At 48.5% G+C, this 23,001-nt stretch carries 17 protein-coding genes; 5 read left to right on the top strand and 12 right to left on the bottom strand.

What is annotated here, in order from left to right:
- Both ABWO75_RS09405 and ABWO75_RS09400 read right to left on the bottom strand, forming a co-directional pair.
- The coding region (locus tag ABWO75_RS09405; protein WP_353184878.1) for an amino acid permease at positions 1-1,573 on the bottom strand (1,573 nt) is incomplete at its 3' end.
- A 96-nt stretch (positions 1,574-1,669) separates the two neighbouring features.
- Entirely contained in the window at positions 1,670-2,344 is a 675-nt protein-coding gene (locus ABWO75_RS09400; protein WP_353184876.1) for an ACP phosphodiesterase, read from the bottom strand.
- Positions 2,345-2,534: 190 nt separating this feature from the next.
- Between ABWO75_RS09400 and tyrS the strand changes: the two genes are divergently transcribed.
- Entirely contained in the window at positions 2,535-3,818 is a 1,284-nt protein-coding gene (gene tyrS, locus ABWO75_RS09395; protein ID WP_353184874.1) for a tyrosine--tRNA ligase, read from the top strand.
- A 119-nt stretch (positions 3,819-3,937) separates the two neighbouring features.
- Here tyrS and ABWO75_RS09390 read toward each other — a convergent pair whose 3' ends face one another.
- The gene (locus tag ABWO75_RS09390) at positions 3,938-4,672 is read right to left on the bottom strand and encodes a DUF4397 domain-containing protein (RefSeq protein WP_353184872.1); all 735 of its coding nucleotides are present in this window, start codon (positions 4,670-4,672) and stop codon (positions 3,938-3,940) included.
- Between the two features lie 193 nt (positions 4,673-4,865).
- On the opposite strand from ABWO75_RS09390, the gene ABWO75_RS09385 reads away from it, so the two are divergent.
- On the top strand, positions 4,866-7,397 hold the full coding sequence (locus ABWO75_RS09385; RefSeq protein WP_353184870.1) for a DNA translocase FtsK 4TM domain-containing protein: 2,532 nt from the start codon (positions 4,866-4,868) through the stop codon (positions 7,395-7,397).
- A gap of 7 nt (positions 7,398-7,404) precedes the next feature.
- Positions 7,405-8,067 carry an outer membrane lipoprotein periplasmic chaperone LolA1 gene (gene lolA1, locus ABWO75_RS09380; protein ID WP_353184868.1) on the top strand — a complete coding sequence of 221 codons (663 nt, stop codon included), beginning with the start codon at positions 7,405-7,407 and terminating at the stop codon, positions 8,065-8,067.
- A 49-nt stretch (positions 8,068-8,116) separates the two neighbouring features.
- Here lolA1 and ABWO75_RS09375 read toward each other — a convergent pair whose 3' ends face one another.
- Positions 8,117-8,917 (bottom strand): lytic transglycosylase domain-containing protein, encoded by an 801-nt coding sequence (locus ABWO75_RS09375; RefSeq protein WP_353184866.1) that lies wholly within the window; start codon positions 8,915-8,917, stop codon positions 8,117-8,119.
- Positions 8,918-9,162: 245 nt separating this feature from the next.
- Between ABWO75_RS09375 and ABWO75_RS09370 the strand changes: the two genes are divergently transcribed.
- Positions 9,163-10,332 (top strand): pseudouridine synthase, encoded by a 1,170-nt coding sequence (locus ABWO75_RS09370; RefSeq protein ID WP_353184864.1) that lies wholly within the window; start codon positions 9,163-9,165, stop codon positions 10,330-10,332.
- 47 nt (positions 10,333-10,379) lie between these two features.
- Entirely contained in the window at positions 10,380-10,847 is a 468-nt protein-coding gene (locus ABWO75_RS09365; protein ID WP_353184862.1) for a pyrophosphohydrolase domain-containing protein, read from the top strand.
- Between the two features lie 15 nt (positions 10,848-10,862).
- On the opposite strand, the gene mnmL is transcribed toward ABWO75_RS09365, so the two are convergent.
- The 8 genes from mnmL to nusG all read right to left on the bottom strand — a co-directional run.
- Complete coding sequence (mnmL, locus tag ABWO75_RS09360; RefSeq protein ID WP_353184860.1) at positions 10,863-11,813, bottom strand: tRNA modification radical SAM protein MnmL/YtqA; 951 nt, start codon at positions 11,811-11,813, stop codon at positions 10,863-10,865.
- A gap of 161 nt (positions 11,814-11,974) precedes the next feature.
- Positions 11,975-16,255, bottom strand: coding sequence for a DNA-directed RNA polymerase subunit beta' (gene rpoC, locus ABWO75_RS09355; RefSeq protein ID WP_353184858.1), 4,281 nt, complete (start codon positions 16,253-16,255; stop codon positions 11,975-11,977).
- 35 nt (positions 16,256-16,290) lie between these two features.
- Positions 16,291-20,100, bottom strand: coding sequence for a DNA-directed RNA polymerase subunit beta (gene rpoB / locus ABWO75_RS09350; protein ID WP_353184856.1), 3,810 nt, complete (start codon positions 20,098-20,100; stop codon positions 16,291-16,293).
- A gap of 171 nt (positions 20,101-20,271) precedes the next feature.
- Positions 20,272-20,652 carry a 50S ribosomal protein L7/L12 gene (gene rplL / locus ABWO75_RS09345; RefSeq protein WP_130856890.1) on the bottom strand — a complete coding sequence of 127 codons (381 nt, stop codon included), beginning with the start codon at positions 20,650-20,652 and terminating at the stop codon, positions 20,272-20,274.
- Between the two features lie 77 nt (positions 20,653-20,729).
- On the bottom strand, positions 20,730-21,248 hold the full coding sequence (gene rplJ / locus ABWO75_RS09340) for a 50S ribosomal protein L10 (RefSeq protein ID WP_353184854.1): 519 nt from the start codon (positions 21,246-21,248) through the stop codon (positions 20,730-20,732).
- 2 nt (positions 21,249-21,250) lie between these two features.
- On the bottom strand, positions 21,251-21,949 hold the full coding sequence (gene rplA / locus ABWO75_RS09335; RefSeq protein WP_353184852.1) for a 50S ribosomal protein L1: 699 nt from the start codon (positions 21,947-21,949) through the stop codon (positions 21,251-21,253).
- 23 nt (positions 21,950-21,972) lie between these two features.
- Positions 21,973-22,416: a 50S ribosomal protein L11 gene (gene rplK, locus ABWO75_RS09330; RefSeq protein ID WP_257657275.1), complete on the bottom strand. Its 444-nt coding sequence runs from the start codon at positions 22,414-22,416 to the stop codon at positions 21,973-21,975.
- A 188-nt stretch (positions 22,417-22,604) separates the two neighbouring features.
- Positions 22,605-23,001: transcription termination/antitermination protein NusG (gene nusG / locus ABWO75_RS09325; protein ID WP_353184849.1), on the bottom strand; the 397-nt coding region annotated here is incomplete at its 5' end.

The raw sequence follows: 23,001 nt of genomic DNA, 5'->3' as shown, positions 1-23,001 counted from the left end.
GGTATAGGTTAAACAGAATGCCCGCTACCGGAAAAAGTGAGAAATTAAATTTAAAACCCATGACGCTGAGTACGACCCATGTCAACCAAAAAATAATGATCAGTAATTTGTGCGCTATAATTTCGGTTATTGACAGTTGGCGCCATACCGCAATCAGCTCCGGTTCCCCATAATAAACCCATAACGCCGCGATGACTAATCCTAACGAAATCAGGTATTTGCCGTTAATATAGGGTACCCTGAATTTAGATTGCCTGGAAATCCCCGAATGATCCATATAAAGCACACCTGCACATACCAGAATAAAAGCAAAAAAAGTACCTACACTGGTTAGGTCGACAAAGAAATCCATTTTAAAAAACAGCGCAGGTACAGCCACAATGACACCGGTAACAATAGTTGCAAACGAGGGCGTTTTATATTTCGGATGGATAGTGGAAAAACGCTTCCAAAGGAGGCCATCGCGACTCATAGTCATCCAGATACGGGGTTGTGCAAGTTGAAAAACCAACAATGCGCTGGTGATCGCTACAACCGAGGTTACTGAAACAATACCGGCCATATAATCCATGCCTACGTATTCAAACACATAAGCCAGCGGGTCCTTTACATTTAATTCCGTATAATGAACCATTCCTGTCAGTACCAGTGTAATTAAAATGTATAATACCGCACAGATCAACAGGCAAAGAATCATCGCCCGCGGCAGATCCCGTTGGGGGTTCCTGCATTCTTCCGCCGTTGTTGATATCGAGTCAAATCCGATAAAAGCAAAGAAAACGGCCGCGACACCACTCATAATGCCGTCAACGCCATTCGGCGCGAATGGCACCCAGTTTTCCGGCTTTACAAAGAAAATCCCACCGAATACAACCAATAAAATAACACCGATTTTCACGGCAACCATGATATTACTCGCTGTCCTTGATTCCTTGATGCCAATGTACACCAGCCAGGTAACCAAGAAGGTGATGAGGCCCGCCGGTAAATCAAAAATAATCGGAATATCCCCTATCCGCGGGGCATCCATGTATGCAGTCGCGGCCGCCTGATCTACTTTGGAAAGCGACGCCATACCGCCGACTGCTAATTTAGCATGTGCTTCAATGGCGTAGGCCGGGGCCATGGTAAGCCATCTTGGGATTACGATACCGAAGCCTTCCAACATACTTACAAAGTATTGCGACCACGAAATAGCCACTACCATGTTTGAAACCGCGTACTCCAAAATAAGCGCCCAGCCGATAATCCAGGCAAACAACTCCCCGAAAGCAACATACGCATAAGTATAAGCGCTACCCGAAACAGGTACGGTACTGGCAAATTGTGCATAAGAAAGTGCGGTAAATACACAGGCTACCGCTACAAACACAAATAAAAGCGATACCGCAGGCCCGCCGTTGTAACTGGCAAGACCGATGGTGCTGAAGATACCGGCTCCTACGATGGCTGCAATCCCAAGCGACACCAGATCACGTACGCCCAGTACTTTGGCCAGCCCACCGTGTGGGCCGGAAGGTGTACCCGCCAGAAGCTGATCGATCTGTTTTTTTTGGAAAAGTCTGTTTGCCATATACGGATAACAAATTGGTTTAGCCCACTATTAACCGGTCAAACTTATAAAAAAAACCCGACGGAGCAGCCAATTTTCGGCAAGGAGGAAAAGAAGTTATGGCAATAATGGCCCGATCTCATCAAATATAAGGTTAAAGTTCCCGGTCATTTTTTTTGCGTAGTCCCTCAAGCTTGCCGTAATCTGCTTTTTTTGGTCTGCCGTAATAACTACTTGCCACAGTCGCCTGCAAATGTTGATCAGCGCGAAGGTAATCTGCTCAAACTCCCGGTAACTGCCCACATACCGCGCTCGTATAAAGCTGTCGAAATAAGTAAAGAAGAACGCCGTATCAGGTATGTCACATATTTTCAGAAACCGGGCTACCGTATCCCGATCGGCCGCAGTTAGGTATGCATAAAAATCGTTTTCATTCACCAGCCCATTCTCAAGCAGCAGGTGGTCTAAAAGTAATTCAAGGGCGATATGCGATAAAAACGACGGCCGTATCGCGGTCGTTTCCACTGCGGGTGCTAGCAGCAGTTTCAACTCATGGGTGTTTTCATAAAAAAAAGGCGCATTGTGAAAAAGCCGATCCGTTTCGATATGCCGCATCCACCCCTGATACAGGCTATTCAATTTGGGGTTATTACCCAGTTTGGTTTCGTATTTATGTGCCTGTATGTTAACTTCTTTAGCTGCATTTTTTACTAAATCGGGCAATATACTGCCCAGCACCAACTCAGGGTTGTGGCTATATCGTTCAAAATAATAGTGCGAAAGGAAATTCATGCAGCCCGTTTTAGCTTAACGTGCACTTATTGTGCCAATGTCACCTGTCGATATTCCTCCCTGCTTCAAAGGCCTATTATGCATCATCTGATACCAAGATAACAATTTCAACGCATAAATTTACGCATAATCTACTATCTTTGCGGTCGTTTTACGGGAGTCATCCGAAAGCTTAAAACAGGGAATTACCATGAATTTTGTAGACGAATTACGTTGGCGGGGTATGTTGCAGGATATCATACCGGGTACTGAAGAATTACTGAATAAAGGACCGGTTTCAGGTTATATCGGCTTTGATCCGACGGCAGATTCACTGCATGTGGGGCACCTGACCCAAATCATGACCCTGATTCATTTCCAGCGTGCAGGGCACAACCCTATCGCGTTGGTTGGCGGTGCCACCGGCATGATCGGCGACCCATCTTTCAAATCCGCAGAACGGAACCTGCTTGATGAAGCAACGTTGCAGCACAATGTAAACTGCCTCGAAAAACAACTGCGGCAGTTCCTGAATTTTGGCGAAGGACCGAATCCCGCAAAAATGGTCAACAACTACGACTGGTTCAAAGAATTTAAGTTTCTGGATTTTATCCGCGATGTCGGAAAACTGATTACGGTGAATTACATGATGGCAAAAGATTCTGTCAAAAGTCGACTGGCAAATGAAAACGGCCTGTCTTTCACTGAATTTTCGTATCAATTGATCCAAGGCTACGATTTCTACCACCTTTGGAAGCACCACAATTGCTTGATACAAATGGGTGGATCAGACCAATGGGGGAACATTGTAACGGGAACCGAATTTATTCGCCGACAGGATGGCGGTACCGCTTACGGCATTACTACACAGCTGATCAAAAAGGCGGACGGCAATAAGTTTGGAAAAACCGAAAGTGGGGCGGTCTGGTTAGATCGTACAAAAACCTCACCATATCGGTTTTACCAGTTCTGGCTCAATGCAAGCGACGACGATGCGAAAAACTGGATTAAGATATTCACACTGAAATCCCGGGAAGAAATCGATTCGATTATTGCCGAGCACGATACAGCACCGCATTTACGTATTGTACAAAAGGCCCTGGCCAGTGACATCACAGTCCGGACACATGGTGAACAGGACTACGAAACCGCCGTTAAAACCTCGGAATTTCTATTTGGCAGCGGTTCCCTGGAGTTCCTCTACGGAATGGACCACGCCGGTGTACTTGACGTATTTGACGGTATCCCGCAGTTCGAGATTGACAAAACTCAGTTTGATGCCGGCATTAATGTATTGGATCTGTTGGCGCAATCATCGGCTGTTTTCCCCTCCAAGGGCGAAGCACGTAAAATGATACAGGGCGGTGGCGTTTCTGTTAACCGGGAAAAAGTTGGTAATCCGGAACAGGTGTATACAGCAACGAACCTGGTGAACGGCCGTTACTTGGTTGTGCAACGGGGAAAGAAAAACTATTTCCTGCTAACTGCAGTATAAGCGGTATTGACAAGCTATTTATCAAAAAAACCGCTCCCGGGCGGGAGCGGTATCCATCCACCGGTTGGCGGATGGACTTCAATCAACCTAAATTTATGGAGAATCTTAAACTACCATGATCAGTGAGTAATTACCTCATGGCCAAAAGCCAGCGATTCATCACCCTCGCTTTCAAATAAGCCTTTAACCCATATCGTGTAAATCTTGTTGTTTTCCGGGGTAAAATCGAACGTATGAACGACGTCAGTACTGCCGTGTTCCAGGATATTAAACGTGTGGGCGGTACCGGCTTCTATCGGAAAAAATTCGACAACATCCTTAAATTCCATATCGGTGGCAACCGCAACGTCCTCCCCCTCTTCCACAATATCCAGTGATGGTGCATCCGGGCTCAGTTGAATAAACCGGATTTTCGCATTCCCCTCACCCGGAGCGGACGGATCGTCTTCCGTCACCATGATTTCCAGCTCGTCATAGCCTACTACATACAGGGTATAAAAAGTACCGGGAACAAAATTTACCGTGGTATAAGCCAAAGGCGGGGTGTCCGCATTACGCTGGGGGTCAAATACACGGACCAATCGACTACCCGGATAAGCATTCTTGTAAGGCAGCACATCGGTATATGCAAATTCTTCGCCCCAATAGCGGTCGTTCAGCTGGTTGTTGTCCAACCCGATATCAAGTCCTTCCGAACCTGGTACGGCATTCAGCGCGGCAGTAGCGGAAATTTGACTCGGTCCGGTATCGTCCTTCAGACAGCTGCCAAACGCGATCACCACGCCTAGCAGCAGCATGGCCAGCGAAAGACGGTTACGTTTTCCTGTTTTTCTAAATTGTATCTTTTTCATCATTATATTCTCTTTAATAACTAACCATATGTTGTATATCTGCAAACAACTTTTTAAACCGGATGTTTTGATAAAACGCGTCCCACAGATAAAACGCTACAGTCGGAAAAAAACCGATCAAACAGCATACAGCCGGCCACAATCATTTTATCTGTAAAAAATCGTAAGTTTGTCTCAAACATAACGTGTCCGCTAAATGTCTGGAAAAGGGAACTCATTCAGAAAAAACACACCATACGATACCGGAAGCAAGTCGTCCGAACGAAAAAAACCCGAGCGTAGGCGTAATTCCGGCACAGCTTCAGGAAAGACCGTAGGCGCAAAAATTGTCAAAATTACCGGCCTGTTTTTACTGGCCATGTCGGTTTATTTCCTCATTGCCTTTATTTCCTACTTATTTACCTGGCAGGAAGACCAAAGTTACATCTCCGCAACCAACGGAAGCTGGGACACCCTGTTTAAAACCCGGGAAGAGCTGGAGCTTGCCGGTGTTGAGCAGCCTGTTGTGGAAAACTGGATGGGAAAATTCGGCGCATTGCTTGCCCATCAGTTTATTTATAAGTGGTTTGGCGTTGCCTCATTTATTTTTGTGGGCATCTTTTTTGTCATAGGATATCGCCTGTTGCTGAAAGTACGGATTATTTCCATTTGGAAAACCCTGGTCTACTCCTTATGTGCCTTAATATTTATCTCGGTAACGCTCGCCTATATTCATGGTTTTGCCAGCAATTACCCGCACTTTCTGGAAGGTGAGTTCGGGTTTTGGACCAATCGGTTATTGCAGGCACAAATTGGTGTGGCCGGCGTAGGCGGTTTGCTTATTTTCATTATACTCACGGTACTGATTATCGCATTTAACCTGGATTTTAAGCTACCTGCCCGACAACCGAAAACGACAAGTCCGACACCGGAAACAGCGTCTGCCACACGCGAAGAAAACCGTTACCTGGAAGAATCGGAATACCGGATCGACCCGGTCGAATTCAGCCTCAATAAGATGAAGGACGAGGCACCGGTAGAACCGCCTGTACCAGCAGCCACGGAATCCGGGCAACAGCCGGAAAAACGTCCGGAAACACCTGATTTCACGGTAGCGGCTGCGACTGAAAAGCCCGAACCCAAAAAAGAAACCCTGGCACCCGCACTTACGGTTTCAGCCATAAAGGAAGAGAAAAGCATTACCACAGCAGACGAGTTAGTTGAGAAGGTAGGACAGTACGACCCCAAACTGGATCTCTCGGGGTATCAATACCCAACGCTCGACCTCCTTCGTGATTATGGCTCCGGAAAAATTACGGTCAATAACCATGAACTGGAAGCCAACAAAGATAAAATTGTCGAAACGCTGGGCAATTATAATATCGAAATTGCCAAAATCAAAGCAACCATCGGTCCTACCGTTACGCTGTATGAAATTATTCCGAAGCCGGGGGTACGTATTTCCAAAATCAAGAACCTGGAGGATGATATTGCACTGAGCCTTGCCGCATTGGGTATCCGGATCATTGCGCCCATGCCGGGCAAAGGTACTATCGGCATTGAAGTGCCGAACAGTCATCCGGAAATGGTATCCATGCGGTCTGTACTGGCTACAGAAAAATTCCAGCATACCGACATGGACCTGCCCATTGCGCTGGGAAGAACCATTTCCAATGAAGTCTTTATCGCCGATTTAGCGAAGATGCCACACTTGTTGGTAGCCGGTGCTACCGGGCAAGGTAAATCCGTGGGTATCAACGCAATTCTTACCTCTTTACTGTACAAAAAACATCCTGCGGAACTTAAATTTGTACTGGTGGATCCCAAAAAGGTGGAACTTTCGTTATTCAAAAAAGTAGAACGGCACTTTTTAGCCAAACTGCCCGGCGAAGAAGATGCCATCATTACCGATACCAAAAAGGTAATTAATACCCTCAATTCACTGTGTATCGAAATGGATAGCCGTTACGACCTCCTGAAAAACGGACAGGTCCGTAACCTCAAGGAGTACAACGCCAAATTCGTTAACAGACGCCTGAACCCCGAGGAAGGCCACCGTTATCTCCCCTTCATCGTATTGATTGTTGATGAATTCGCCGATCTGATGATGACTGCAGGCAAGGAGGTGGAAACGCCCATCGCCCGCCTGGCCCAATTAGCGCGTGCAGTCGGCATTCACCTGGTGATTGCCACCCAGCGCCCGTCCGTGAATATCATTACCGGCACTATCAAAGCCAACTTCCCTGCCCGGCTTGCCTTCCGGGTACTCTCTAAAGTGGATTCGCGAACTATTCTCGACTCAGGGGGCGCCGACCAGCTGATCGGTCGCGGGGATATGCTGTTGGCTACGGGAAGTGACCTGATCCGGATACAGTGTGCTTTTGTGGATACGCCCGAGGTTGAAGAAATTTCTGAATTCATTGGCAGCCAGCGAGGTTACCCTTCCGCACTGCTCCTCCCTGAATATATCGACGAAAACGGTGAAGGCGGAGCCGGAGACTTCGACATGAGCGACCGCGACCCCATGTTTGAGGATGCCGCGCGCCTTATCGTGCTCCACCAGCAGGGATCGACGTCACTTATCCAGCGTAAATTAAAGCTGGGGTACAATCGGGCCGGCCGGATCATCGACCAACTGGAGGCCGCCGGTATCGTAGGTCCGTTTGAGGGCAGCAAGGCCCGTGAAGTGCTATTCCCTGACGAATATTCATTGGAACAGTTTTTGGATGGGTTAAAGAAAGATGCGTAAGATAGCCATGAGAGAAGCGAAACGATTTGGACTGTTCATCCTGTTTTTATTTGTTGCTGTAACCGGTGTTTACGCACAAACGGATGCAGCGGCAAAAACATTGCTCGACAAAATGAGCAACACCTATAAGGGTTATAAAGCGGTTCAGGCTAATTTTACTGTCACTGCCCGGCAGTCGCCGCAGGCCGCCGCCGATTATTCGGAATCGGGGGTCATCCTGATCCAACCCTCGAGCGGAAAATACCACATTACCATGGATAGCCAGGAGCTGATCAGCGATGGCAAAACACTGTGGACGGTACTTAAAGACGTAAATGAAGTTCAGGTTACCGATGTGGACAATAGTGCCACGGCCATTTCACCGGTCAATATTTTCTCATTTTACAGCAGTGGGTACAAATACGTATCGTCCGCGGATGAACGCGCTGGAAATACAGCATTGCATGTAATTGAACTTTCACCGGAAAATACGCAATCGCCATACTACAAAATCAAGCTGCGGATCAACCAATCCACGAACCTGCTCCACGATGTTACAGTTTTTGACAAGAATGGTATGCGATATACCTATGCCATTAAGGGCACAAAAGCGAATCCGGCGGTGCCGGCAGGCCAGTTTACCTTTCAGCAGAGCCAATATCCGGGGGTAGAAATTGTAGATCTTCGCTAGTCGAGGTATACACTCAGCCTCTATCCGGCGATAGGAATTGCTGTCACAGCTATAATTTATGATCTTCTTCCTGAGCATCCGATGTAGCATCGGCTAACAGCGCTTTGCTACGCTCTCGGTGCAGCCCCGGGTGCTCGACAATCTCTTTTACCGAGATCAGCTTGTACACATAACTGCCGGTTTCCCGGTTTAGTTTCAGTTTAAAATAGTTATCTTCCCGTTGGCGGCTGATTGCACGCTGCAGATTACCCTCGCCGATATTGTAGGCGGCCGCAACCAATGTCCAGCTATTGAAGACGCGATACAACGATTTCAGGTATTTTGCAGCGGCCACCGTGGATTTTTCAATGTGTTGGCGTTCATCAACTTCATTATCGACTCGGAGGCCAAAAGCCCGGGCGGTGCTGGGCATAAACTGCCAATAACCCGACGCGCCACGATGCGATGTCGTGCCATGTGCGAGATTACTTTCCACCAGGGGAATGTACTTAAAATCCTCAGGGACGCCATACCGGCGTAAAACGGCAGCCACCTTTGGCAAATCAGATTGCGCTTTATGATGCAACAGTTTCGACCATTGTTTCCTGGAATAAGCCTTGAGATAACGCATCATTTTCTGTTCAATTTGCTTGTCACCTAAAGGCAGGTTCTCATCCGCAAAATTCAATGATGCAAAATAGGGGGAGTTTCGGACTTGATTAATATCATCCAGCCAAAAATCGCTGTATGATAGGGTGTCCTGTTGTAAAACGGCCTGTTCTTCGCTGACTGCTGAGTTATATGAATATAAATTAGACAGTAACACCAGCCCTAAAACCGCACTACAACAGAGCAGTTGTTTTTTTATCATGCATTACCTTTCTGTAATAGACCGCCCGGTCAAAAAATGGGGGGAATTATTACTTGATCCAAAAGTTGGTCGCAAATGTAAAAATTATCTCACTATCTTACAAACACTTAGTGAACAACGACTTGACTTTTAACAAAATTTAACGTACCTTTTCTGGTTATTTTTTTGTAAAAAACAAGGTCACTCACCGTTAAACGCATATTTTTAGCTACCTTTGCGGTTCACATTTTTCTACGGTAAAAATCATGCCATTAAGTAACAAACGGAACAGTCGCGACGACAAATCCAGAAAAAAAGGTAGACCGGCAACCCCTTCCGCTCCCAGCGGCTATAAATCCAGGGGCCAGGACACACAGGCAAATAACAGGAATCAACCGGGACGGAAGTCCGGCCCTTATAAAGGCCGCTCCGGCGAGTCCGGACGCCCCTACAGCGACGGCCCACGGAAAACCTGGGAAAATGATGAGCCATCGAACAGATCAGATCGTAAGCCCGCACCTTATAAGGGCCGATCGTCCGGACCGGGGCGTCCTTATAGCCGGGACTCGCGAAATACGCATGAAAATGACAGCACCCAGCACCGTGCTTACCGTGAAAAACGGACCGATAGCCGCCATGGCTCCGACGCAACTAAGCCGGTATATGAACGGCGTCGGGGAACATCCCGGAAGCCATTCCAACGGGAACCTGAAAATAACGGGCTGGTCCGCCTCAACCGGTACATTGCCAATGCAGGAATCTGTTCCCGGCGCAAGGCAGATGAATTGATCGAGGCAGGCGTCATCCGGGTAAACGGCGAAGTAGTTACCGCGTTTGGCACCAAGGTCGATCCGGCGAAAGACGATATCCGGTATAATGGCGAACGCCTGCAACGTGAAAAAATGGTATATGTGCTACTAAATAAGCCAAAAGACTACATTACTACCACTGATGACCCACAGGAACGACGTACTGTTATGCAACTGGTTGCCAAAGCCACCCGTGAACGCATCTACCCTGTAGGACGGCTGGACCGCAACACGACCGGGTTGCTGCTGCTGACCAACGATGGGAACCTTTCCGAGAAACTTTCCCATCCACGGAATAATGTCAGCAAGATTTACCAGGTGGAGCTCCATAAAAACCTGACGCAGGGTGATCTTAATAAAATTGCGTTTGGTGTGGAGCTGGAAGATGGTTTTGTCAAACCCGATGCAATCAGCTACGTCCAGGGTGGAAGCAAACGGGAAATCGGTGTCCAGATCCATAGTGGAAAAAACCGTATTGTACGCCGTATATTTGAATCTCTCGGCTACGATGTCGTAAAGCTCGACCGGGTAGTCTATGCCAATCTGACCAAGAAAGACCTGCCCCGTGGCCGCTGGCGTTTCCTGGAAGAAAAAGAAATTATCCAGCTTAAGCATTTCATCAAATAGCAGCCAAGCATGCTATACTCAATACTTACGACGAAAAACCATTAAGCATGACAGACCCGAAGACGTTAACAGCCGTTGCCGAATTTCACCGTACGTTCCAGCACCCCATATTGGCCCAACCTGCCATTCCCGACGAAAAACGATGCAACCTGCGTGTTTCCCTTATCTCCGAAGAGCTGAAAGAGCTGGAGGAGGCCATTGCCAACCGGGACATTATCGAAATAGCCGATGCCCTTTGTGACATTCAGTACGTACTTTCCGGTGCCGTTCTGGAGTTTGGTCTCGCCGATAAATTCGCCGCATTATTCGACGAAGTCCAACGGTCGAACATGAGCAAGGCCTGCAAAACCATACAGGAAGCGGAAGCTACCATGGAACATTATAAGGCAAAGGGCGTGGAATCATATTACAAGGAAGTTGATGGATTATTCTTGGTATTCCGTACCGAAGACAACAAAACATTGAAATCAGTTGCCTATTCGCCGGCCGATCTGAAACAGGTGCTGGAAGGTTAAACCATACGTGACACGTTATTCCGGGGTATACTGGCTTCCCTGGTAAGCACCCCTGCGTTCTAATTCTTTGTCAATATAGGTCTGAATAGCTGATTTTCCCTTGCCCCAATTCGGTGCAATCAGTAGCTCCTGATCCGCTAAGCCAAACAGGCGCTGGATGACGATATCGGGCCTAAGCAATGGAATAAACGCACAAAGAAAGTCGGTATAGTCCGCTAAGCTGAATACCGGAAAAGGATTACGTTTATACTGTACCCCCATAATGGATCCCTCGACAACATGCAAGTGATGAAGTTTCACAAACTTAATCTGCGGGAACCGGTTTATCTCATCGGCGTAGCGCAGCATCATTTCCCTTGTTTCCCAGGGAAATCCGAAAATGGTATGCACACAGATGTCAAGCGGGCTATTGACAACCAGCCCGAGGGCTGACTCCAGTTCCTCGTGGCTGCATCCCCGATTGATGCGCTCCAGTGTATCGTTATAAATCGACTCCATACCCATCTCCAGGTCCACATCATACCGATCAGTGTAACTTTCAAGCAGCGCCACCTTTTCAAAGTCGATGCAATCCGGCCGGGTGCCAACGGATAAGCCCACCACGTTTTCCGGAGCGACACTCAACGCTTCGTCATACAATGCCTTGAGGTAGTGGGCCGGCGCATACGTGTTGGTATTGGGCTGGAAGTAAATCACGAATTTCTCCGCACCGTAACCATTTACCGCGCGCTGGATTCCTTCCTCCACCTGCTGGCGGATCGTGGGTAATGTACGGGCAGATTCGGGTGTGAACGAATCCACGTTGCAGTAGGAACAGCCTCCATACCCCTTGCTGCCATCACGATTCGGGCATGTAAAATTACCATCCACGATAATCTTGAATACCCGTTTACCGTCGTATTTAGCACGCAGGTAGGCGCCGTAATGATTGTACGGCTTTTGTCCGATATCCAGCAGGGTACCCATAACGATTGCAAAGATACGATTTAGCCGTTAGCTTTCAGTGGTCAGGATTCAGCGGAAACAAAAAAACCGCCGGGCATCTTCCTATGCCCGGCGGTTTGGTTCATTTTATCCGGATCGGTCTGCCGGTCACTGAACACCGGCTATCGATCACAATCCACTGATTAATCCTCTTCTTTGGAAGCCAGCAGCTGATCGTATTCCTCCTGGGAGCCTACGATAATCCGTTCGTAATCGCGCAGACCGGTTCCCGAAGGAATCAGGTGTCCAACAATCACGTTCTCTTTCAGTCCCAACAGGTTGTCACGTTTACCTGCGATTGCCGCCTCATTCAGTACTTTGGTTGTTTCCTGGAAGGAAGCTGCCGAAATGAATGATTTGGTACCCAATGAAGCGCGGGTAATTCCCTGCAGCAATGGGCTGGACGTAGCAGGAATGGCATCCCTAACATCCACTAATTTCAGGTCGCGGCGTTTCAGACTGGAATTCACATCCCGCAATTTACGCAACGAAACAATCTGGCCGGGTTTCAGTTCATTGGAATCCCCTGCGTCCACCACTACTTTCTTATCGTAAATACTGTCGTTCTCCTCCATGAAATCCCACCGGTTAACCGCCTCTTTTTCGAGGAAGCGCGTATCGCCCGGATCGGCAATTTCGACCTTCTGCATCATCTGATGCACAATGGTTTCAAAGTGCTTATCATTGATTTTTACCCCTTGCAGACGGTACACTTCCTGAATACCATTGACCAGGTACTCCTGTACTGCCGACGGGCCTTTAATCGCCAGGATGTCTGCCGGAGAAATCGACCCGTCTGACAACGGCATACCGGCTTTCACAAAGTCATTATCCTGTACCAGGATGTGCTTGGAAAGCGGCACCAGGTACTTCTTGATCTGTCCGTCGCGCGACTCGATGGATATCTCGCGGTTACCGCGTTTCACACCACCAAGCGTCACCACGCCATCGATCTCGGTTACCACTGCCGGGTTAGACGGGTTACGGGCCTCAAACAGTTCGGTCACCCGTGGCAGACCGCCCGTAATATCCCGCGTTTTACCAGTAGAACGAGGTATCTTGGCCAAAATCACCCCTTCTTTCACATCCACCTGGTCGCTCACAGAAACGTGGGCACCAACCGGGATGTTGTATGTGCGGATAACCGCGCCTTTTTTGTCCAGGATCTTAATGGCCGGGTTTTTCGTTTTATCCCGGGTATCGATGATTACCTTTTCACGGTGTCCGGTTTGTTCATCGGATTCCTCGCGGAAGGTAACACCTTCGATAATCGATTCAAATTCCACTTTTCCGGCAAATTCGGAAATGATTACCGCATTATAAGGGTCCCATGAGCAGATACGCTGCCCGGCGGTTACCTTATCCCCCGCATTGACATACAGGTATGATCCGTAGGGGATGTTATTGGTCATGATTACCTTATTGGTTTCCGGGTCAAGGATACGGAGTTCGCCAGAACGGCCAATCACCACCTGATCCGGTCCTTCCTCACCTTCGTGCGGTACCGAACGAATATTTTCCAGTTCAACAACACCGTCAAATTTTGCCAGAATCTGGGATTCCGCCGCAATGTTTGATGCCGTACCACCCACGTGGAACGTACGCAGTGTAAGCTGTGTACCCGGTTCACCGATGGACTGCGCAGCAATCACACCAACAGCCTCGCCCTTTTGCACCCGTTTGCCGGTTGCCAGGTTACGGCCATAGCAGAGCGCACACACCCCACGCTTACTTTCACACGTCAATACCGAGCGGATTTCAAGCCCTTCTACCGCCGAATTTTCAATTTTCGCCGCAATCTGTTCATCGATATCCTGATCTGCCGCTACCAGCAGTTCACCCGAAATCGGATCGTATACATCGTGTAGTGATACACGGCCGAGTATCCGGTCGTATAATGGCTCAATAACATCTTCGTTATCCTTCAGGGCAGTCGTATAGACACCCCGCAGGCCGCCGCAATCCTCGTCTACTACAATCATATCCTGGGCCACATCATGCAACCGCCGGGTCAGGTAACCCGCGTCGGCTGTTTTCAGCGCCGTATCCGCAAGACCCTTACGGGCACCGTGTGTCGAAATGAAGTATTCCAGTACCGAAAGTCCTTCCTTAAAGTTCGACAGGATCGGGTTCTCGATAATCTCACCTCCGGAAGAGCCGGATTTCTGCGGTTTAGCCATCAGGCCCCGCATACCGCATAACTGGCGGATCTGCTCCTTGGAACCCCGGGCACCTGAATCCAGCATCATATAAACCGAATTGAAGCCCTGGTTATCCGTAGAAAGGATCTCCATCACATTAGCCGTCAACCGGCTGTTAATGCGCGTCCAGATATCGATAATCTGGTTGTAACGCTCATTATTTGTAATGAAGCCCATGTTATAGTTGTTCGTCACTTCCTCTACTTCGCGGGTAGCCTGGTCGATCAGGTCAGATTTGGCATCCGGAATATTGAGATCCTGCAGGTTGAACGAGAGCCCACCCCTAAATGCCATCTGGAACCCGAGCTCCTTAATGTCATCCAGGAACTGTGCCGCACGTGCCATACCCATGGTTTTTACCACAGATCCGATAATATCACGAAGCGACTTCTTGGTAAGCAGTTCATTTACGTAACCGATTTCCTCGGGAACGACCTGGTTAAACAGTACACGGCCAACAGTCGTTTCGATAATCCGTTCCTCCAACGTACCAGCTGGATTGCGGACAACCGTTTTTACTTTAATAAACGCGTGCAGATCAACCTGCTTCTCGTTATAGGCAATGATCACCTCTTCAGCGGAGTAAAAGACCATGTCCTGTCCCTTAACCACGCGGCTTTCATCTGTTTTCCGGCCCTTGGTCATGTAATAAAGACCCAATACCATGTCCTGCGAAGGAACCGTAATCGGGGTTCCGTTAGCCGGGTTCAGGATATTATGTGAAGCCAGCATCAGGATCTGTGCTTCCAGAATCGCAGCGTTGCCCAGCGGCAGGTGCACCGCCATCTGGTCACCGTCAAAGTCGGCGTTGAACGCCGTACACACCAACGGATGCAGTTGGATGGCCTTCCCTTCCACCAATGTGGGCTGAAATGCCTGGATACCCAAACGGTGCAGCGTTGGTGCCCGGTTAAGCAGCACAGGGTGTCCTTTCAATACATTTTCGAGGATATCCCATACTACTGGATCCTTACGATCTACAATTTTCTTGGCCGATTTTACGGTTTTCACAATACCGCGTTCAATCATCTTGCGAATGATAAACGGCTTATACAGTTCGGCTGCCATATCTTTCGGCAGTCCGCATTCGTGCAGCTTCAGGTTCGGCCCGACAACAATGACCGAGCGAGCCGAGTAATCCACCCGTTTACCCAACAGGTTCTGGCGGAAACGGCCCTGCTTGCCCTTCAGGATATCGGACAACGATTTCAATGCCCGGTTACCTTCTGTTTTCACGGCATTTACCTTACGCGAGTTATCGAATAGGGAGTCAACCGCTTCCTGCAACATCCGCTTTTCGTTCCGGAGAATAACCTCCGGCGCCTTGATTTCCATCAGGCGTTTCAAGCGGTTATTCCGGATAATCACCCGGCGATACAGGTCGTTCAGGTCGGACGTCGCGAAACGTCCGCCTTCCAACGGCACCAATGGGCGCAGTTCAGGCGGAATAATAGGAACAATCTTAACGATCATCCATTCCGGACGGTTCTCGATACGGTCTTTTGACCCGCGGAACGCTTCTACTACCTGCAGCCGTTTCAGTGCCTCGTTTTTCCGCTGCTGCGAAGTTTCGTTGGCTGCTTGGTGGCGCAGGTCATAGGAAAGCTGATCCAGATCCAGGCGCTTCAGCAATTCTTCCAGTGCTTCCGCACCCATCTTGGCGATGAATTTCTGCGGATCGGTATCGTCCAGGAACTGATTTTCCTTCGGCAGGGTATCCAGGATGTCCAGGTATTCCTCTTCCGTCAGGAAGTCCATGTAATTAATGCCATCCTCTTCCTTAACACCCGCCTGGATCACCACATACCGTTCGTAGTAAATGATCATATCAAGCTTCTTGGTAGGCAAGCCCAGCAAGTAGCCGATTTTGTTGGGAAGGGAACGGAAGTACCAGATGTGTGCCACAGGAACCACGAGGCTGATATGCCCCATGCGTTCACGGCGCACCTTCTTTTCGGTTACTTCCACCCCGCAACGGTCACACACAATTCCCTTGTAACGGATACGCTTGTATTTACCGCAATGGCATTCGTAGTCCTTTACCGGACCGAAAATACGTTCGCAGAACAAGCCGTCACGTTCCGGTTTGTACGTCCGGTAGTTGATCGTCTCCGGTTTTACCACCTCGCCGCTTGAGCGTTCCAGAATGGTTTCCGGAGAAGCCAGGCTAATGGTAATCGAGGTGAAGTTGCTTTTTATTTTATTATCCTTTTTGTAAGACATACTTTCGTTTCTAAAAGTTAAAGCGCTAAGCTTGATTAATCCAGCGTGATATCCAATCCTAAACCACGCAACTCATGAACGAGTACGTTGAAGGATTCCGGCACAGACGGCGTTGGTAGGTTATTGCCTTTGACGATCGCTTCATACGTTTTCGCCCGGCCCACCACGTCGTCCGATTTAACGGTGAGGATCTCCTGAAGAATATTGGACGCACCAAACGCTTCCAGTGCCCACACTTCCATCTCACCAAACCGCTGACCACCAAACTGTGCTTTACCGCCGAGTGGCTGCTGGGTAATAAGCGAGTACGGACCAATGGAACGTGCGTGCATCTTATCGTCCACCATGTGGCCTAATTTCAGCATGTAGATGACACCTACCGTTGTCGGCTGGTCAAAACGCTCACCGGTCAATCCATTGTACAGGTACGTACGGCCTGATGCAGGAAGTTCGGCCTTAGCCACCCAACCTTCCACCTCTTCCGTCGAGGCGCCGTCAAAAATCGGCGTCGCAAATTTGACACCCAATTTCTGTCCGGCCCAGCCCAATACCGTTTCATAGATCTGGCCCAGGTTCATCCGCGAAGGCACACCCAATGGGTTCAGTACGATATCAACCGGCGTACCATCTTCCAGGAACGGCATATCTTCATCCCGCACAATACGTGCAACGATACCCTTGTTTCCGTGGCGGCCTGCCATTTTATCACCTACCTTCAGTTTCCGTTTTTTAGCGATGAACACCTTGGCCATCTGCACGATGCCCGACGGCAGCTCATCCCCTACGCTAATGGCGAATTTATCCCGCTTATAAGCGCCCAGCTCCTCATTTAACTTGATGTTGTAGAAGTGAAGTGTCTGCTTGATCAGCTCATTCTTTTCGTCGTCAGTTGTCCAGCCCGTAGGATTTACATTCGTATAATCCAGATCGGTCAGGATCTTCTGGGTAAACTTGGCACCCTTAGCTACCAACAGCTCCTTGTACACATTGAAAACACCCTGTGAAGTTTTACCGTTCACAATCGCAAACAGTTTATCAATCAGTTTATCCTTCAATACTTTCAGGGCCTTCGCATGTTGTGCATCCAGCTGGTCAAGTACCCGTTTTTCTTCCTCTTTACCCACTTTCTTGGCCCGTGAGAACAGCTTCGTATCAATGACAACACCATTGATCGAAGGCGGCGTTTTCAATGAAGCATCCTTTACGTCGCCGGCCTTGTCGCCGAAGATCGCGCGGAGCAGCTTCTCTTCCGGTGAAGGATCCGATTCCCCTTTCGGCGTAATTTTACCGATCAGGATGTCACCCTCACGTACCTCCGCACCAATGCGGATGATGCCTTTCTCATCCAGGTCTTTCGTTGCCTCTTCCGATACGTTCGGGATATCCGCCGTTAATTCCTCTTCACCCCGTTTGGTATCACGTACCTCGAGTTCAAATTCCTCGATGTGCAGCGAAGTAAAGATATCCTGGCTGACCACCCGCTCCGAGATCACGATAGCATCCTCAAAGTTAAACCCTTGCCATGGCATAAAGGCCACTTTCAGGTTGCGTCCGAGTGCCAGTTCACCATCCTGGGTTGCATAGCCTTCACAAAGCACCTGTCCTTTTTCCACCTTTTGCCCGGTTTTGACAATGGGCTTCAGGTTGATGCAGGTACTCTGGTTGGTTTTCTTGAACTTAATCAGTTTATATGTTTTTACGTCATCGTCAAACGACACCAATCGGTCGTCGTCTGTCCGGTCGTAACGGATCTTGATCTCCTCAGCGTCTACATATTCCACGACACCACTGCCTTCGGCATTGATCAGCGTACGTGAATCGCGTGCCACGCGTCCTTCCAATCCAGTTCCCACAACCGGAGCCTCAGGCCGCAATAACGGTACGGCTTGCCGCTGCATGTTGGAGCCCATGAGCGCCCGGTTCGCATCATCGTGTTCCAGGAACGGAATCAGCGAAGCAGCAATGGAAGTAATCTGGTTCGGCGCAATGTCCATCAGATCCAGTTTTTCCGGCTCGATAACAGGGAAGTCGCCTTCATACCGGGCTTTTACCTTCGGCGTAACGAAGTTACCCTTATCATCGTATTCCGCATTAGCCTGAGCGATGGTTTTACCATCTTCATCTTCGGCAGATAGGTAGATCACCGGTTCTTCCACGACTACCCTTCCGTCTTCTACTTTACGGTAGGGCGTCTCAATGAATCCCAGGTTATTGATTTTCGCATGTACACAAAGCGAGGAAATCAACCCGATGTTCGGGCCTTCCGGCGTTTCAATGGTACATAAGCGGCCATAGTGGGTATAGTGCACGTCACGCACCTCAAACCCCGCCCGTTCACGCGACAAACCGCCGGGCCCTAAAGCCGACAAACGGCGCTTGTGGGTAATTTCCGCCAGCGGGTTGGTCTGATCCATGAACTGTGACAGCTGGTTGGTACCAAAAAAGGAATTGATCACAGACGAAAGCGTCCGGGCATTGATCAGGTCCGTAGGTGTGAACACCTCGTTGTCGCGGATATTCATCCGTTCGCGGATCGTCCGCGCCATACGCGACAGCCCTACGCCAAACTGCGTATACAGCTGCTCGCCCACGGTGCGTACGCGCCGGTTGGACAAGTGGTCGATATCGTCGACCTCCGCCTTGGAGTTGATCAGGTTGATCAGGTACTTCACGATGGCGATGATATCCTCGCGGGTAAGCACCTTAGTGTCGTCCGGCGTATCTAACTGCAGCTTGCGGTTAATCCGGTAACGGCCCACGTCGCCCAGGTCGTAACGTTTGTCGGAAAAGAACAGGCGCTCGATGATGCCGCGTGCGGTTTCCTCATCGGGTGGTTCAGCATTACGCAACTGGCGGTAAATGTGCTCAACAGCCTCTTTTTCCGAGTTCGATGTATCTTTCTGTAACGTATTGTATATAATGGAATAATCCGCGTTGTTGGACGCATCTTCCTTCGTCAGGATGATGGATTTCACGCCGGCATCGATGATCAGGTCGATGTGGTCGTCTTCCAATACCGTTTCGCGTTCCAATACGACCTCGTTCCGGTCGATTGACACCACCTCACCCGTATCTTCATCCACGAAATCCTCAATCCATTTTTTAAGCACCCGTGCCGCAAGCCTGCGGCCTACATATTTTTTGAGCCCGGACTTGCTCACTTTCACTTCATCAGCCAGTTCAAACAATTCCAGGATGTCCTTGTCCGAATCGTAACCGATGGCCCGTAAAAGCGTAGTTACCGGGAATTTTTTCTTACGGTCGATGTACGCGTACATGACGTTGTTCACATCAGTCGCGAATTCAATCCATGATCCCTTAAACGGAATAACCCGTGCCGAATACAACTTCGTACCGTTCGTGTGGCGGCTCTGTCCAAAGAATACGCCCGGTGAGCGGTGCAGCTGGGATACAATAACGCGTTCAGCGCCATTGATGACAAAAGTTCCTTTCGGGGTCATGTAGGGGATAGTCCCCAGGTAAACGTCCTGCACGATGGTTTCAAAATCCTCATGTTCTTCGTCGTTACAGGACAGGCGGAGTTTCGCCTTGAGCGGGACACTGTAGGTCAGGCCACGTTCGATACACTCCTGAATATCGTAGCGCGGCGGATCAATAAAATAATCCAGAAACTCAAGCACAAAGATGTTCCGTGAATCAGAAATGGGAAAATTTTCTGAAAATACCTTGAACAGCCCTTCCTGGTGGCGGTTGTCTGAAGTTGTTTCAAGCTGAAAAAACTCCCTGAAAGATTGCAATTGCACATCCAGAAAATCGGGGTAGTCGATCACCTTTTTACTGCTTGCAAAATTCACTCTTTCGTTTTGAATACTTTTGTTTGCCAAGGGAATAAGAATTTAGTTTAATTTAAACTGTGCACACGATGCCGTTTTCTGCCTTAGGGGCCCATGTACGGCATAAACATGGTATGATAGGGGAAATATCATAAATAGGAATAGACTCTGACGAAATACACGTCAGAGTCTAACCCGTTCAGGTATGTTGTATGACCTAATTTATTTGATCTCAACAACAGCTCCTGCTTCTTCAAGTTGTTTTTTCAAAGCTTCTGCTTCGTCTTTTGCAACACCGGCTTTCAATTCTTTAGGTGCGCCGTCAACTAAGTCTTTCGCTTCTTTCAGGCCAAGTCCTGTCAGGTCTTTCACCAGCTTTACAACAGCCAATTTCTGGCCACCGGCTTCTTTCAGGATGACATCAAAGGAAGTCTTTTCCTCAGCAGCAGCAGGTGCATCACCACCTGCAGCCGGACCAGCAACAGCAACAGCTGCAGCAGCAGGCTCAATGCCATACTCATCTTTCAGGATTTGAGCTAACTCGTTAACTTCTTTTACTGTCAAGTTTACCAACTGCTCAGCAAACGCTTTTAAATCTGCCATTTTATTTTAATTTTTTGAATTACGTTTTATAAAAATTTTAATTAATCACGCGGAATTTTTCCGTTGGGAGCCTCCGCTTAGCCCCGCTCCTGTAAAGTTTTAACCAATCCGGCCAGGGTGTTACCACCGGACTGCAGTCCGGAGATGACATTCTTGGCAGGCGACTGCAACAATCCAATGATGTCGCCGATCAATTCGTTCTTCGATTTCAGTCTGCTCAACGCATCAATCTGGTTGTCTCCAATGAAGACCGCCGCATCAATGTATGCGCCCTTCAGTACCGGCTTATCGCCTTCTTTACGAAGTTCCTTGATCAACTTGGCCGGTGCATTTCCCGTTTCTGAAAACAGCATTGTAGACGAGCCCTTCAGTACGTCGAGCAATTCTTCTGAATCCACTCCAGCCTCTGCAAGCGCTTTTCTGATCAGCGTGTTTTTTACCACCTGCATCGCAATGCCTCTATCGTAGCATTTGCGGCGGATGCCATTCACGGTAGCCACCGTCAAATCAGCAGTATCAGCAATGTAAAAATTACCGTAAGATTTAATCTGCTCGGCTAAAGCTTTAACAATTTCTTGTTTCTCTTCTCTTTTCATGATTAAATACCTGCTACTGATTTACTCTCTATTTGGATTCCCGGGCTCATGGTAGAAGAAAGGTAAATGCTCTTGAAATACGTTCCCTTTGCAGCCGAAGGCTTCAACCGGGAGATCGTTTGCAATACCTCCAAGGCATTCTCATAGATCTTCTCGGGAGCGAAAGAAACTTTACCGACTGATGTATGGATGATACCTGTTTTGTCTACCTTGAAATCAATCTTACCGCCTTTAACGTCGGTTACTGCCTTGCCGATATCGGTCGTTACCGTGCCGGTTTTCGGATTTGGCATCAGGTTACGCGGACCGAGAATACGGCCCAATTTACCTACTTTTGCCATCACGCTGGGCATGGTAATAATGATATCAATGTCGGTCCATCCACCCTCGATTTTGCTGATATAGTCGTCCAGTCCCACATGGTCTGCACCCGCTGCTTTTGCTTCCTCCTCCTTGTCGGGAGTACAAAGCACCAGTACGCGAACGGTCTTGCCTGTACCATGCGGTAATGTTGCGATACCGCGTACCATTTGGTTCGCTTTACGGGGATCTACGCCGAGGCGTACATCGATATCCACCGAAGCGTCAAATTTGGTATTGGTAATATCCTTCACCAGGGCTGCTGCCTCTTGTAAAGTATATGCTTTGCCAACTTCAATCTTGGATAGTGCCGCTTTCTGATTTTTTGTTAATCTTGCCACTTTCTTAAATTGATTTCGTTAAATTAATTGTTCCAGGGCGCGTTACCGCTCACCGTGATGCCCATGCTGCGTGCCGTTCCGGCAACCATGCGCATGGCAGACTCCACCGTGAACGCGTTCAAATCCGGCATTTTATCCTTCGCGATGGTCTCCACCTGTTCCCAGGTTACCGACCCCACTTTTTTCCGGTTAGGTTCACCGGAACCACCCTTTAACCCTGAAGCCTCAACTAACTGGATTGCAACAGGAGGGGTTTTAATGATAAAATCGAAAGATTTGTCGCTATATACCGTGATAACAACAGGCAATACTTTGCCGGGTTTATCCTGGGTACGTGCATTGAACTGCTTGCAGAACTCCATGATATTCACCCCTTTCGCACCCAAAGCAGGTCCGACTGGAGGAGATGGATTTGCAGCGCCGCCCTTCACTTGTAATTTTACTAACGCACTGACTTCTTTTGCCATTTTACGATGTTGAATTAATTAATAAATGTTTGTTAGTAAGGTGGAAGCATTATAACGTAACATTTAGATTTTGAAGCGCTTTTGTGTAAATTGCAAATGCACCCCAAAAGGAGTGCAAAGGTACAAATATTTTTCTAATCACAAAGCATTATGAAAAATATAGGCGAATTTTCTCAATCCGCCTGCGACTATTCTTTCTCCACCTGGATATAGTTCAGCTCCAACGGGGTTTTACGGCCGAACACTTTTACCATGACTTTCAATTTCTTTTTCTCTTCGTTCACCTCTTCGATCTCTCCGGTGAATCCATTGAACGGCCCGTCGTTAACCTTAACCAATTCACCCACATAGAAAGGCACATTCATCAGTTCGCCCTGCTCTGACATTTCATCTACTTTGCCGAGAATACGGTTGATCTCGGCCGGGCGCAATGGAATCGGTGTTCCGGCTTTATCGCCCAGAAACCCGACAACACTATTGATATTTTTGATTACGTGCTCCAGCTCACCATCCAATGCTGCTTCCAACAACACATATCCCGGATAAAAATTACGCTCTTTCGCTACCTTCTTCCCATCACGCATC

This window comes from Parapedobacter lycopersici, assembly GCF_040395035.1.
Lineage (GTDB): Bacteria > Bacteroidota > Bacteroidia > Sphingobacteriales > Sphingobacteriaceae > Parapedobacter > Parapedobacter lycopersici_A.
The sequence above is the reverse complement of the archived record's forward strand: the minus strand, read 5'-3'. Positions and strand labels throughout refer to the sequence as shown.

What these genes read in the sequence shown, in the direction of transcription:
- ABWO75_RS09375 (WP_353184866.1), bottom strand. Translation starts at nt 8,917, where the DNA reads ATGATAAAAAAACAACTGCTCTGTTGTAGTGCGGTTTTAGGGCTGGTG.
- rplJ (WP_353184854.1), bottom strand. Translation starts at nt 21,248, where the DNA reads ATGAAAAGAGAAGAGAAACAAGAAATTGTTAAAGCTTTAGCCGAGCAG.
- mnmL (WP_353184860.1), bottom strand. Translation starts at nt 11,813, where the DNA reads ATGGGTACCCTGCTGGATATCGGACAAAAGCCGTACAATCATTACGGC.
- ABWO75_RS09390 (WP_353184872.1), bottom strand. Translation starts at nt 4,672, where the DNA reads ATGATGAAAAAGATACAATTTAGAAAAACAGGAAAACGTAACCGTCTT.
- ABWO75_RS09365 (WP_353184862.1), top strand. Translation starts at nt 10,380, where the DNA reads ATGACAGACCCGAAGACGTTAACAGCCGTTGCCGAATTTCACCGTACG.
- rplK (WP_257657275.1), bottom strand. Translation starts at nt 22,416, where the DNA reads ATGGCAAAAGAAGTCAGTGCGTTAGTAAAATTACAAGTGAAGGGCGGC.
- ABWO75_RS09385 (WP_353184870.1), top strand. Translation starts at nt 4,866, where the DNA reads ATGTCTGGAAAAGGGAACTCATTCAGAAAAAACACACCATACGATACC.
- rplL (WP_130856890.1), bottom strand. Translation starts at nt 20,652, where the DNA reads ATGGCAGATTTAAAAGCGTTTGCTGAGCAGTTGGTAAACTTGACAGTA.
- tyrS (WP_353184874.1), top strand. Translation starts at nt 2,535, where the DNA reads ATGAATTTTGTAGACGAATTACGTTGGCGGGGTATGTTGCAGGATATC.
- rpoC (WP_353184858.1), bottom strand. Translation starts at nt 16,255, where the DNA reads ATGTCTTACAAAAAGGATAATAAAATAAAAAGCAACTTCACCTCGATT.
- ABWO75_RS09400 (WP_353184876.1), bottom strand. Translation starts at nt 2,344, where the DNA reads ATGAATTTCCTTTCGCACTATTATTTTGAACGATATAGCCACAACCCT.
- ABWO75_RS09370 (WP_353184864.1), top strand. Translation starts at nt 9,163, where the DNA reads ATGCCATTAAGTAACAAACGGAACAGTCGCGACGACAAATCCAGAAAA.
- lolA1 (WP_353184868.1), top strand. Translation starts at nt 7,405, where the DNA reads ATGAGAGAAGCGAAACGATTTGGACTGTTCATCCTGTTTTTATTTGTT.